This window comes from Variovorax sp. P2_H12 (assembly GCF_056403395.1).
On record NZ_JBFUFO010000021.1, the window covers coordinates 19,348 to 32,124 of the forward strand.

A 12,777-nucleotide genomic window follows, 5' to 3' on the forward strand; every position below is an offset into this window, starting at 1 on the left:
CCATCTGCTGCGCGCATCGCTCTACCTGAGCGACAAGGACGGGGCCGCCCTGGCGGTCAATGCTTCCCCCTCCCCTTAACAGGCTTGATTCCGGGTACCGGCAGGGAGGACATGCTCAAAACGTTGCGAACGACTTGGGTCGTCGCTCCCTGTTAAGAGCAAGCACGCCTCAATCCCTCAATGTCACGCGCGCTTAGACTTTCGCGGACCGCATCCGGGGGTCAGTTCCGTGCTGGTTTGTTGTTCGAACCAACGCACAACTTCGCTGATACTGGCACCCGCGCCCGCTGCGTGATCAGCCATGCGCCACAGCTGCTGGCCGACGCCCCAGATGGGAACTGGCGTATCAGTCTGCTTGGCAAGTTCGACGGCAATGCCTACGTCCTTCAGCATAAACTTCAAACCTTGCGCGACGATCAATCGCAGGAGCTGGCTGCGAGGAATGTCTGGCCTAGGCCTGGCCTAGGCCAGGCAAGCTTGGGCATCCCTGGGCTCGCCCAGGTTGGCTATCCAAACAAGCCGGTCCGGCTTGTTGTCGGTTACTCTGCCGGCGGAGGCGTGGACGCGGTCGCAAGGCGGCTGGCGCCTCGGCTCGGCGCCGTCTTAGGTCAATCATGCATCGTCGAAAATCGGGCAGGCGCGAGCGGCGTCATCGCGGCCGACACTGTGGCCAAGGCAACCCCGGACGGATACACCTTCTTCATCGGGGATACCGCAACACTGGTGGCTCCGTTCTTGCAGGTGAAGCTTCCCTTTGATATCACTAAGAGCTTTACCCCCGTTGCGCGGCTATTTCGACTGCCGCTGATCGTTGCTGCTTCAAACGACTTCCCGGCAAAGAACCCACGGGATCTCATTTCGGCTCTCAAGGCAGCACCAGGCAAATATTCATATGGCACGCCTGGCATCGGAACCGTTCAACATCTCGGATTCGAGCTGTTGAAGGTCCGCACCGGCACGTTTCTCACTCACATCCCCTACCGAGGCGCTGCCCAAATCATTCCCGATCTGATCGGAGGACAACTCCAACTCGCCGCGTTGTCTGCCTCTTCTGCGATGTCCCAGGCAAAGTCTGGGCGGGTTCGCCCAATCGGCATCATGAGCAATGACAAGCTGCTGGGCGCGGAAGGAGTTCCGTCATTCGTAGATGTTATTCCCGGGTTTGACGCCGCGCCGACATTGTTCATGCTCGCTCCTGACGGCACGCCTCAGGCCATCGTCGAACGGCTGAACCAAGCGATCAGCAGCCTCATGAGCGATCCGCAAATGCGGGACGCGGCTGCCCAGCAAAGCGCCGTTCCTGCTTTTCTTCCTTCGCCTGCTCATCGCACTTGGATGACCGAAGAGTCGGAGCGCTGGGGCGCCATCGTCCGAAACCAGAAGATCACCGCGGGCTGATCTGCTCGTTACTTCGGCCATGCGCGGTTGGCAGTACCATCACCGCACATGGAAGGCCGAACATATGGGCAAAAAGTCAAGCGGAGACATCCTTACGATCATCAAGCATCGCGTCGCAGATGGCGTGCTTCTGCCTGGCGGTGCGATCAACGAACGAGAAATTGCTGATGAGTTCTCGGTGTCGAGGACGCCCGTCCGTGAAGCACTTCTTCAACTTGCGGTTCTCGGCTTCGTGGTGATCGTGCCGCGATCAGGCATCTTCGTGTCCAAACTAGCGGTACGAGAGTTGCTTGCAATGCTTGAGACCCTGGCCAGTCTTGAGGGACTATGCCTTAGTCTTGTCGCGGAGCGAATTGATGGTGCGAGCATGCAATCCGTAATTGCCGTGCACGCCGAGGCCGAGCAAGCGGTCAAGAGCGCCGATGCTGCCGCTTACACGCGATGCAACAAAGAGTTTCACGATCTTCTGTACCGAACATGCCGGAATGAGTTCCTGGTTGGTCAGATCGACCTGATCCGCAGCCGGACGGCGATGTACCGGCCTAAGCGCTTCGATATGGTGGGCGGCCTGCGCCGTTCATGGCTTGGACACGGGCAGATGATCGAAGCGGTTTTAGGGGGAGACAAACAGGCTGCGTACGACTTGGCCGTAGAGCACATAGCCATGGGTGGGAGGGAGTTCGCGGAGGTTCTGAATCGGTCGCCTGACGATTTCTTCTCGAATGGCCCAATACCTTCCCACGCGCAGACGACCCGCAAAGCTAACTGGCCCTTCCAAGGAAGCGGCTCATCCGGAGGGCCCGACGAGTAACGGTGCAGCCTTTCCTTCAAATAGGCGGTTGAGATGGCGCGGCGACGGGCAGAGGCAACAGCTGCCGCATCGCGAGCTCGTCGTCGGCAAGATGTTCCGCCACATAAGCTTCCGCACGGAGGCGCGCAACTTCTGACGAAGCACCACCACTGCTCGCGGAGGGAACGTGGTGTCAGAAGCGCCTGGCGGAGCACGCTGATCCGTTCCGACGCTTTGGCGGCATCACAGGCAAGCGGCCGTTCGATAAAGCTGTGCAAGGTTCGGCCTCGGCCCAGTTCGGCGGCAAGGCTCCGGCCGCCCTGCCGCCCCACCGGCCTGCACTGTGATGCAGCGCCATTTCAGGTAGAAGAACGCGTTTCCCTCTACCTACCTGGCCTTCCACAACATCCAGCCGCTGGCCGCTGACCTTGGGCGACCATCCGCTGGCGCCCCTTCCTGGTCGGCGGCGTGTTCAATGCGGTGAATCAGGGCGTGTATGAGTCGCGCGCCAATCCCGTTCCGGCCAAGAGCGCCTATATGGTCAAGAGCCTGCGCGACTGGGCGGCCCTGTCAGGCCTGCGGCTCAGGTTTCCCGGCAATGTCGTGTTCCCGGTGAACAGTGTCAAGGTGATGCGCGCCTGCCTCGTGCTGGAGGACTCGGGCCGGATGCCTGCCTTCGCCCGTGCTGCCTTCGAGGCATACTGGCGCGATGATCTGGGCATCTCTCTGGACGAAATGATCTTGGAAGTGTGCAGGCGGGCCGCCATTCCAGACCCGGACGAACTCCTGCGCGCCATCCGTCGGCAGGAGGTCAAGAGTCGCCTGCGGGCGAACACCGACGAGCTCATCCGCCGAGGCGGCTTCAGCTCACCGACGATCATTCTGGCGCAAGGCGACATGTACTTCGGCAACGACCACCTGCCCCTCCTGCGGGCGGCCCTCGAACGGATCGCGCCGTCGACCTGAGCCACCGCACGGCGCGCTGCTCCGCACACTCCGCTGGAACGCGTCCTGCGCCCTGCGCCCTGCGCCCTGCGATAACGGGGATTTAGATTTAGACAAAACCTGCGTGCGCCTTCGGCCGGAACACGACGCCCGCGCGCAAGTAGCGCGGGCGCGGCGCCTTGACAGCGCGGTGCTAGCCGTTGGCGGTCTTCAGCTCACCAAAGGCCTCCATTGCGCGCAAAGAGTAGACGTACGCTGCCCCGGCGTTCATGGCGATTGCCACGCCCAGCGCGTCACTCATCTCGGCCTCAGTCGCCCCGGCCTTGGCAGCGGCGGCCGAGTGCGACGAGATGCAACCATCGCAGCGAGTCGTGACGGCTACGGCCATGGCGATGAGTTCTCGCGTTTTGGCGTCCAGAGCCCCGTTTGAACCCTGCGCGGCAGTCAGGCCGCGGTAGGCCTCCAGCATTTTCGGATTGCTCCCCCCCAGGCGCTGTGACGAGCGCTTGAGGGTGGCGAGGAGATCTGACCAGTTGAGAAATGCCATGTGCTTGCTCCTTACATTGAACCGTTCGATCAAAGTGCGCTTCAGCGCCTGCGCGTTTGCGACAGACGTTCGACATAGGCGACCACGCGGTCATGCAGCCCAGGCCGTGACGCCGATCGCACCAGATGTGCGAGATCAGCCATGTCGTGGAGGTCGGCGAGCGGCTCTGCCGCGCCGCGCAGCGCGGTTCCCAGGCCGGCCTCCAATTCCACTTGGCTTGCGATCGCCTGCTCGATATCCGTGTGCGTCGCATGGATCGACTGGACCAAGCCTGCCTGCGCCGCATCTGCGGAATCGATCACGTGACCGTGCTCGACCCAGTCCACCGCCCTGCTCGCGCCCACGCAGGCGGCCAGGCGGCGCGTGCCTAGCACTAGCCCAAAGCCGCGTGCCCCCGGGAAAGAGAACACGGCCTCTTCCCGCACCAGCCGCACGCGGCAGACAGCGAACAGGTCGGCGCCTGCCCCCATGGCACGTCCGTGGGCCACGGCCACGGTGACGAAAGGCGCACGCGCCAACCGCTGCAGCAACAATTCCACTCGGACGAAGCGCGCAAACAGGCTATCGTCACTCTCGTGCTCAAGGCCCGACAGGTCGAAGCCGGTGCAGAAATGGTTGCCTTCACCTTCGAAGACCAGCGCGCGAACCCGCGCAGCCTCGGCGTCGATGAGGGCCGACTCGATCGCAGCTGCCATATCGCGCGACAAGGCATTGCCCTGCTCCGGCCGCTTCATCCGCAGGCGCCACACCGAAGCCTCGCGCTGCAAGGCGAGGGGGCTGTCGTTCAAGTCGGTGCCTCCTCGTTGCTGTAGCCGGACACGAACTCCTTCACTGCCTCGGAACCGGGCTCGAACACGTGACGCTTCTGCGCGCCGATGTCGGCGCCGTAGGCATGGATGCTGATGGAAACCTGATCGTCGAATGCGTTGCGCACCCGGTGGATGTCCCCGATGCGCGGGGAAACACAGGCAACGTCGCCGGCGAGCAAGCGCTCCTCCGTTCCCTGCACCAGCTGACCACTGGGACCGCGGCTGAATCGCTGGGTGAACTCGCCGCCTCGCAGCATCCCGATCACGCCCCATGTCAAATGATCGTGGACGGGTGTCGCCTGGGCGGGCCCCCATACGAAGCTCACCACCGAAAACCGCGCACTGGCGTCGCGGTGCAGCAGGTATTGCCGGTAGTAGCGCGCATCGGGACGTGCCATCGACTGGGGGAGCCAGTCGTCTCGCGCGATGAGGCGCGCCATGGCAGGCACCACAAGCTCCATGAGTTCAGATTCGGGCCGTTGCGCAGAAAGCACCTGCTCCACGACGTGCACGAAGTCAGCCAACCGGGTATGCACGGCGCGACCTCAGCGGTAGCACGCGCGAACTTCGGCGGTGTGCTGGCCCAGGGCGGGGGGCCCGCTCCGCACGCGCACAGGGCTTCCGTCAAGCGCCAGCGGCGAACAAAAGGTCTTCGTGCGAACGCCATTGGGAAGTTCCATCTCCTGCAACCAGCCCCGTGCGGCAACCTGCGGATCCTGTAAAGCTGCTGCATAGTCGTTGATCGCCGAGTGCGGCACACCTGCGCTGCGGAACACCTCCAGCCAGTGCGCCACCGGGTGGCTGCGAAACACCTCCTCCAGCAGCCACGTCAGCGCAGCTTGGTTGCGAGCACGATCCACCGTGGCGCGGAAACGCTCGTCCCGCGCCAACTCGGGGAGGCCCACTGCTTGCAGCACCTTCAGCCACAACTGCTGATTGCCCGCAGCAATGGCGAAATAGCCGTCGGCGGCGACAAAGGCCTGGTAGGGCGCATTGCGTGGATGGGCCGAGCCGAGCCGTCGCGGACTCGCTCCGGTGCCGAAGTACTCGCTGGTCTGGAGGGCGCCGATAGCCAGGGTGCAGCCGAACATCGGCACGTCAATGTGCATCCCGTCTCCGCCTGCGCGCACCGCGGCGATTGCGGAAGCGACCGCAAACGCGCCATATAGTCCCGAGGTGAAATCGGAGACCGGCACCCCGCACTTCACAGGAGCACCGCCCTCCTCGCCGGTGACGCTCATGACGCCGGCAGCCGCCTGGATGGTGAGGTCGAAGCCGCCCTCCTCTGCCCGCGGCCCGCTCTGGCCGTAGGCGGAGATCGAGCAATAGACCAGCCGCGGATTCAACTCGCGCATCCTGGAAGCGCCCAATCCGAGCCGATCCATCACGCCCGGGCGATTGTTCTCCACCACTACGTCCGAATCAAGGATCACGGCGCGCGCGAGCTCGGCGCACTGGGCATCCTTGAGATCCAGCACCACCGACTTCTTGTTGCGGTTCAACGACGCGAAGTTTTCGCTGAAGCCCTCGGACAGGGGCGGCCACTGCCGAAGTCCATCGCCATCGGGCGGCTCGATCTTGATCACCTCTGCACCCATGTCGGACAGCAACATTGCGCAGAACGGTCCGGCGGCGGTGGAGCAGAACTCCGCGACGCGCACGCCCGCCAGAGGCCCACGAGTCTTGGCTTCGGACGACTTCAAGTCTTCGATGATCATGACGTCACCTTAGGGCCTGCGTTGCGCAGCGCCAAGGGTTCCGCAATCTGGAACGCGACCGCCTGCCGGGAACGCTGGCAGTGGCAGTGGCAGTGGTAGTGGCAATGGCAATGGCAATGGCAATGGCAATGGCAATGGCAATGGCAATGGCAATGATGTGCCACGAAGGTGCGGACAGGGCCGTCCCCGCGATGTCCGGAAGATACTTGGCATTCAGCCTCAAAACAGCAGTATCGCGTTCCCGCCAGCAGCGTTGTCGAGGCCGGAGGGCCGATGAACTGTGCGAGACGGTCACTGAGGTAGCGCAGCAGAGTGGCCAGGATTCGATGTTCTCGAACTACTCTGCAGTGACCTGAGCGTGCCGCGAGGCTGCGCCCAATTTGGCCGTCAGTGGTCTGGCCAGCGTCCTTGACCGTGCATGAGCGTGAGGTGCCCCTTAACCTCCCACGGACGTTCGCCTTCGTGCACGCTCGGACCAGCCGCAGCTTCCCGTGTGCGCTGCCGCCCGCGACGCCGCCTTCGATGCGCTGACGGACGATCAACCCTTCTAGTTCCGGCCCGCGCAACTGCGAGCACATCGACCATCTGGCAGCCGCCGGTTGTTCGGACGGCTCCGGTAGGATGCCTTCGCTAGGGTAGCTCAAGTCGCCGCGCACCAGCGCCGGGGGTTGGTCGCCCAATTTGTCCAGTAACCACCCCCTCGCCACTTTGGCGAGCCCACTGATGTACTGTTTGCCGGCGCCGCTGAACGGCACTCAGGGTCGATCCAATCCCTTGCGCATCGGGCGCATCAGCGCCGGCTGCTGCCAGGCAGCGCCGGTCGCATCGCTAATGGGCGTCAGCGCCCGGCGCCGCGCGTGCTAAGGATCTCGCCCATGCTCAGCGCCAGCGCGGCCACCGCGTCGCCACGCAAGGCCACCCGATCGCACTGGAAGATAGAGTCAGTGCGAGCGCACGGAATGCCTCGCCACCGTGGCGCGACTAGCGACAACACGTCATTGAACGGAGATCCAGCAGGGTCAGCAGTCACGCATGCATCGCATGCCCCTGACATTGGCCCGTTCGTCCGGCAAAATGAAGCCGTCGCGATTGGGCATGCGAACGGCAGGAAGCGAGCGCGCGTAAAGAACAGCGTCCTCACAAACCAGCTCGTCGGGTTCTTGGTTGTCGCGCAGCTTGCGGGTCGCCCGGGGCCGCCTTGCTTGCATGGCGGTTCGCCTTCGTTGCCTTCCGTGCGCGATCGCATCGGTTTCGCACTCTGGACCGGCGCCCGCCCGCGTAGATTGTCCCTGCAGCCGCCTCTCAGGTGGCGTGCGGCGAGGTGTGTGCGCGCGCGGATACGGCGGTGCTCGACGCAGCTACGTGGCCGCGCGATCGGTCACGCCAGCGCAAGGGCTGTTAGGGATCGCCGGCTCGCCCGCTGCAGTTGCAGTTGCAGTTGCAGTTGCAGTTGCAGTTGCAGTTGCAGTTGCCAGAGCATCGAGCAGCCGATCTGCCTGCCGCGCCGCGATCCGGACATTCACATCCAGAGAGTTCGTCCAGAAGTACGTTCCAGTTGCCAGGGTGCCCAGCACCGCGATCCGTTCCTCGCCGCCGCGCGCGTTCCGCAACAGGCCGCTGGCCGGATTCAGCGTCAGTCCTCCCTCGGGATGCGTCACGGCCAAACCGGACTCCAGGAGGAAGGACAGCAAGGGATCATGCCCCGCGCCAACCTGCGTAGCGAATCCAGTCGCATTTACAACCACGTCGAACGCAAGTTCCTCCAGGGCATCGGCCGGCCCTCGCGTCAACACGTAGACGCGGCGCTCCGGCTCGAAGCGGACATTGCACAGCCCGCCACTGATTCGCAGGAACCCGCAGGTGATCAGTGCGCGCATTCGCTCGGCGTTGTGCATCGGAAATCCTATGCGGCGCATCTTCCACTTTCGCTCGTACTCACCCGCCAGCCGCGCGCGCTCGCGGGGCGGAAGGAGCGGCCAGAGATCCTCTATGAATGAAAATAGTCCCACACCCACCGCCATCCAGACGCGCTCGCGTGAGCTGGCGAGCGCGATTTCTTCGTCGAGAAAGCTCAGCGCGTCCTCACCGCCCTGCCGCCACGCGTCGGACAAGTCCTCTGGCGAGCCGCCGTTCAGGAGGTAGTCTTGCATCGCCAGTTGCTCCAGCTCCCGCATGAGAAGCGGCCCGCGCGCTGTTGCCAATTGGCAGACTTGCTCCTTCGTGAAGTGCTCGAACCGCGCGGGCGTGAACACCGCACCGCGAACCGCTGGCAGGCGCCCGGAGCGGGAGGTTGCATGCACCGGTCCCGCGTGCCCGCCTTCCGCCAGCGCGAGCACCGTGTCCACGCAACTGAGGCTGGTGCCCAGAACGAGAACCCGCGCCCGCGTGTCAATGGCACGCAGCTTTTTGGTGGGATAAGGATCGTTGAAGAACGCCGGCGTTCCTTGCAGATGCCGGAACGCCGTGGACTGCGGATTGCCCACGCTCAGGACCACATGGTCCGCATAGGTGCTGGCGCCGGAACTGTCTTTGACCTGGTAGCCCGCGCCGCAGGGCACGATCTCTTGCGCGCGCCTGACCACGTGTACCACGCGGATGCTCGCGCGCCCGGCCTGCTGTATTGCAAGGTCCACGACGTCCACCAGATAGCGTCCGTACAGTGGTCGCGGATAGTAGATGGAAGCAGCTGTCTGCGCGGTGGCGACGCCCTGCTGCTCCAGCCAGCGGCAAAAGTGGAAACGGTCGCCTTGCACGGCCGACGACGCTGCCGCTGGCGAGTTGAGGAGCACGCAATCGAGGTCGGCTTGGTAAGGCTCGCCCGCGCCGAGTGAACGGGGCTCGAACACATGGACCAGCAGGGGCGCACTTCCCCTGCGTCCTGCTTCCGCCGTGAGGCGGTGCAGGAATGCGGTCGCCAGCGAGCCGCCACCTATCACCGCGACCGATTGTTGCGCCATGGCCTTTGTCCTTGTCTCATTCATGTTTGCGTCGCACCATATCGCGCTCGTACACACCTGCAGTGCTCCAGCGCTTCTGAAGCCCGTCCCTGAGCTGCCCTCTTGAGGAAACGGGAAGCGGCGTCCAACCCGGCGCAGCAGGCAAGCAGCGGGCCCAGTCAATGGCCGCCGCTGCCGGACGTCCAATGTCTCGTGACGCTCAGCAGCATCGAATCCGGAGTCAGCCTGCCGCCATCGGCCGACAGGCGCTGCGCGGCACCGATGACATCAGGCGCAAGTTCGACCATGCGACGCTCGTCCAGGTGCGCAGCGGGTCCGGAGATGCCCAGAGCCGCAAACGCTTCGCCTTTCGCGTCGAACACGGGGGCGGCGATGCCGTTGACGCCCGGGCGCCACTCGCCTTGGTTCACTGCATAGCCGCACGCCCTCACCTGCCGCATCTGCTCGCGCAGGTGGTGCCCCTGGGCAGCGCCACCCGCTTCGCTCTGCATGCGCAGCATGGCTTCCGTCACCAGGCGCCGCAACCGATACGCGAGCATGGCCTTCCCCGTAGCCACCAGAGCCGCCGGCGCACGGCCGCCGATCTGCGTGTAGCCCCGCACAGGCGCAGGACTTTCAATTTTGTGGACATAGACGACTTCCAATCCATCCAGCACCGCCAAGTGCACCGAATCCTGCGTCTTCTGCATGAGCTCTTCCATGATCGACTCTGCATCCCGCCGCAGGTCGTATCCCAGCAATGCCGAAGATCCGAGTTCCCACAGCTTCAAGGAAGGACGATACGAACCTCCCGCATCGCGGCAGACATAGCCTTCCTCCATAAGACCTTGCAGCAGCCGGTGAACGCCGCTCTTGGGAATGCCCGTTTTGTGTTCGAGTTCAGAAGGCCCGACGGGCCCGCTGCATCGCGCCATCGCGTGCAACAATCGGAGCCCCTTGGTAAGTGTGTTGTTCATCGCCGCTCATGGGCGGGCAGCAGGCGGTATGCGTGTCCGCTCAGAAATTGACTCGGGACGTGTACGGGGCGCACGCCCGGCACCGTCTGCCCTGCGCTGTTCGCCGCCATTGGCGCTTCACCTGCGCGAAGCGCCGTCAAGCGCGCCCATGGCGTGCAGCAGGCCCTGCGCGGATGAGGCCGAGGGCAGCCGCGCGATTTCGGCCAGCACCTGCTGCAATTGCGCCGGCGTGCCGCAGCCCGATCCTGCATCCAGGAACTTGGCCCACAACTGTTCCTGGGACAGAGGTTGGGTCGGCCCGCCCGCGTGCTCTTCGCAGAACGCCTCGAAGCACTGGCCGCCGCGCAGGGTGACCCGCAGTCCACCGGCAATGAAGTACGGCACGTCCGTGCGCGGCACGAGTTCGTAGTCCACCCGGGCGGCCAGCGATAGCACGGCCTCATGGGTCAGGAACTGCTGCTCGAAGCTCTGCAGATCCAGGCGCCCGTCCAGGGCCAGCTTGCCGAGACACCAGGGCATGCTGAAGCGCGCCTGATGCGCAGTCGCGGGACGTCTTTTTGCCTCCATGGGGACCAGCATGAAGCGCGCGGAGAAGTCCGGAACTCGGCAAGTGATGCGCTCCACGTCGACAAAGGGATCCAGGCCTTCGGCGCGCATGCGCTCCAGCACCTGCAGCCATGCCGTTGCGACTGGCACCATGGTGTGGCACACCGGATAGGGCTTGATCGACGAGCGCGTCACTTCCAGCGCGCTCCAGACATCGTCCGCAAGAAGCGTTTCGCTGCTCTCGATTCCGCACAGTGTGCGAAAAATCCCGAACTCGCCTTCGAAGATGCGCCGCGGTCCTACGGCCCCGCGCTCGGCGAGCGCCAGCGCGACGAAAGCCGATTGCGCGGCCCAGCCATGCTGCAGGGGCTTGCTGTCGCCCCCGCTGGCCAGGTACTCGTTGGTGCCGCTGAGGAAGCTGCCCGCCAGCCCCAGGGCATTCATCGCCGCGTCCGGTGCGATCTTGCGCAACCGTGCGGCGGTGATGACGGCGGCAAACAGGCCGCACGCGGAACTCGCGGATCCTTTGAACTTGCCGAAGGTGTAGCGGCCCAGAGTGGCGGCCACCTGGTACCCCGCTGCAATGGCCGCAAGCACCTCCTGCCCGCTGCACTGGCGCTGTTGCGCGATGGCCAGCGCCACCGGCACCACGATTGAGCCGGGATGAAGTCCGGCGTGGGTGTTGCTGTCGTCGTAGTCGAGCGCATGCGCGGCGACGCCGTTAGCCAGCACGGCTGCCTGAAGAGGCGCACTCCGGCCCCAGCCCCACACTAGCGTGCCTTGCGCGGACGGCGCCAGCTCGTTGTCAAAGGCGAGTGCGGCCACGGGTCGCGCCTCGCGCGTCAGCGCGCCGGCCAGCGCTACCCCGATGGTGTCGAGCAAGCGATCGGCTGCCGCACCGATCGCCTGCGGGGTGATCCGCTCGGGGCCCGCAAAGGCGACATCGTTCACGAGGAGTTCGGCGTAGGTTCTGATCGTCACGGTCGCTCCTTATCGCACCATCTGCTTGGACGCCAGCAGGTGCCGCTCGTATTCGGCGGACATGAATCCCGCAAAGTCGGCGGTGGACTCCTGCGTGCTGAACACGCCACGGTCGCGCATATGCTTCTTGACGTCCTCCGCGGAGAGGATTTCGTTGACGGCAGCGTTCAGGCGCGAGGTGAAGGCCGCAGGCGTTCCCGCGGGCACGAACATGCCCCACCATCCGCCGATGGCGTTCAGCTGCGGGTAGCCCGCCTCGTTGGCCGTCGGAACGTTGGGAAACTGGTCCAGCCTCTGGTCGGCGGTGGTCAGCAGGACCTTGACCCGATCGGCATCCACCAGGCCTTTGGCCGAGGGAATGGACTCCCAGGTATAGCTCACCTCGCCAGTGGCGACCGCCAGCACCGCAGGCGCACTCCCCTTGTAGGGAACTGCCACGGTCTTGACGCCCACGGTCGTCATGAAGATGTCGCCAAAGTAGACGCCCGTCGAACTTGCAGTGGAAAACGTGAGGCGCCCTTCCTGGCTGCGCGCGAGCCGGACGAATTCTGCAAAGTTGCTCACACCCAACCCAGGATTCACCAGAAGCAGAGTTGGCCCTTTAGCCACCAGCGCGGCCGGGATCAGGTCGCGCTGCGCATCGTAGGCGATGGCCGGCGCGGAGTACTTGTTGACGGACGCCAGACTCACCGAAGTGAACAGGATGGTTTGCCCGTCAGGCTTTGCTCTCGCGACCGCAAGAGTACCGATCTGTGTGTCACCGCCGGGTCGGTTTTCCACGATATAGGAAGTCTGCCATTTGTCGTTCAGCTTCTGCACAGTCAGTCTGGCCAGCCAGTCCGACGTTCCGCCCGAGCTGTAGGGCACGATCACCTTCCCCACTGGTGTCGATTGCGCAAGCACTGGCATGGCCATCGTGGCCAGCGCAGTTACCAATGCAGAGCGGCGGCCCATGAATCTATTCATTCGTGTCTCCATATAATGTGATCAAGTGGGATCGGTTGGAAGCACGGCCTTCAGTGCGCATCACAAAAGGCGCGTTGCTGCGGCGACCAGGCACACACCGCATCGGGCATCGCGCTCGAGGTCTCGGTGAAAGGAAACTAACAGCGGCCACTGCTGCCGACGAA

11 protein-coding genes are annotated in these 12,777 nt (G+C 64.2%); 3 read left to right on the forward strand and 8 right to left on the reverse strand.

What is annotated here, in order from left to right; translation table 11 throughout:
* Window positions 1-180 precede the first annotated feature (180 nt).
* From AC1DYK_RS16325 to AC1DYK_RS16335, 3 genes are all read left to right on the forward strand, one after another.
* On the forward strand, window positions 181-1,398 hold the full coding sequence (locus tag AC1DYK_RS16325; protein ID WP_478167272.1) for a Bug family tripartite tricarboxylate transporter substrate binding protein: 1,218 nt from the start codon (window positions 181-183) through the stop codon (window positions 1,396-1,398).
* Window positions 1,399-1,462: 64 nt separating this feature from the next.
* Window positions 1,463-2,209, forward strand: a complete 747-nt coding sequence (locus AC1DYK_RS16330; RefSeq protein WP_478167273.1) for a GntR family transcriptional regulator — start codon at window positions 1,463-1,465, stop codon at window positions 2,207-2,209.
* A 447-nt stretch (window positions 2,210-2,656) separates the two neighbouring features.
* Window positions 2,657-3,154, forward strand: coding sequence for a DsbA family protein (locus AC1DYK_RS16335; RefSeq protein ID WP_478167274.1), 498 nt, complete (start codon window positions 2,657-2,659; stop codon window positions 3,152-3,154).
* A gap of 172 nt (window positions 3,155-3,326) precedes the next feature.
* Here AC1DYK_RS16335 and AC1DYK_RS16340 read toward each other — a convergent pair whose 3' ends face one another.
* From AC1DYK_RS16340 to AC1DYK_RS16375, 8 genes are all read right to left on the reverse strand, one after another.
* Window positions 3,327-3,680, reverse strand: coding sequence for a carboxymuconolactone decarboxylase family protein (locus AC1DYK_RS16340; protein ID WP_478167275.1), 354 nt, complete (start codon window positions 3,678-3,680; stop codon window positions 3,327-3,329).
* Window positions 3,681-3,721: 41 nt separating this feature from the next.
* On the reverse strand, window positions 3,722-4,468 hold the full coding sequence (locus AC1DYK_RS16345) for an enoyl-CoA hydratase/isomerase family protein (protein WP_478167276.1): 747 nt from the start codon (window positions 4,466-4,468) through the stop codon (window positions 3,722-3,724).
* The gene (locus tag AC1DYK_RS16350; RefSeq protein WP_478167277.1) at window positions 4,465-5,025 is read right to left on the reverse strand and encodes a cysteine dioxygenase family protein; all 561 of its coding nucleotides are present in this window, start codon (window positions 5,023-5,025) and stop codon (window positions 4,465-4,467) included. The genes AC1DYK_RS16345 and AC1DYK_RS16350 overlap by 4 nt, the downstream gene beginning before the upstream one ends.
* Before the next feature lie 9 nt (window positions 5,026-5,034).
* The gene (locus AC1DYK_RS16355) at window positions 5,035-6,207 is read right to left on the reverse strand and encodes a CaiB/BaiF CoA transferase family protein (RefSeq protein ID WP_478167278.1); all 1,173 of its coding nucleotides are present in this window, start codon (window positions 6,205-6,207) and stop codon (window positions 5,035-5,037) included.
* A 1,358-nt stretch (window positions 6,208-7,565) separates the two neighbouring features.
* A complete protein-coding gene (locus tag AC1DYK_RS16360; RefSeq protein ID WP_478167279.1) occupies window positions 7,566-9,164 on the reverse strand; it encodes an FAD/NAD(P)-binding protein in 1,599 nt (532 codons plus the stop codon).
* A gap of 158 nt (window positions 9,165-9,322) precedes the next feature.
* A complete protein-coding gene (locus tag AC1DYK_RS16365; RefSeq protein WP_478167280.1) occupies window positions 9,323-10,120 on the reverse strand; it encodes an IclR family transcriptional regulator in 798 nt (265 codons plus the stop codon).
* 117 nt (window positions 10,121-10,237) lie between these two features.
* On the reverse strand, window positions 10,238-11,647 hold the full coding sequence (locus AC1DYK_RS16370) for an MmgE/PrpD family protein (RefSeq protein WP_478167281.1): 1,410 nt from the start codon (window positions 11,645-11,647) through the stop codon (window positions 10,238-10,240).
* 9 nt (window positions 11,648-11,656) lie between these two features.
* Entirely contained in the window at window positions 11,657-12,613 is a 957-nt protein-coding gene (locus tag AC1DYK_RS16375) for a Bug family tripartite tricarboxylate transporter substrate binding protein (protein WP_478167282.1), read from the reverse strand.
* Window positions 12,614-12,777 lie beyond the last annotated feature (164 nt).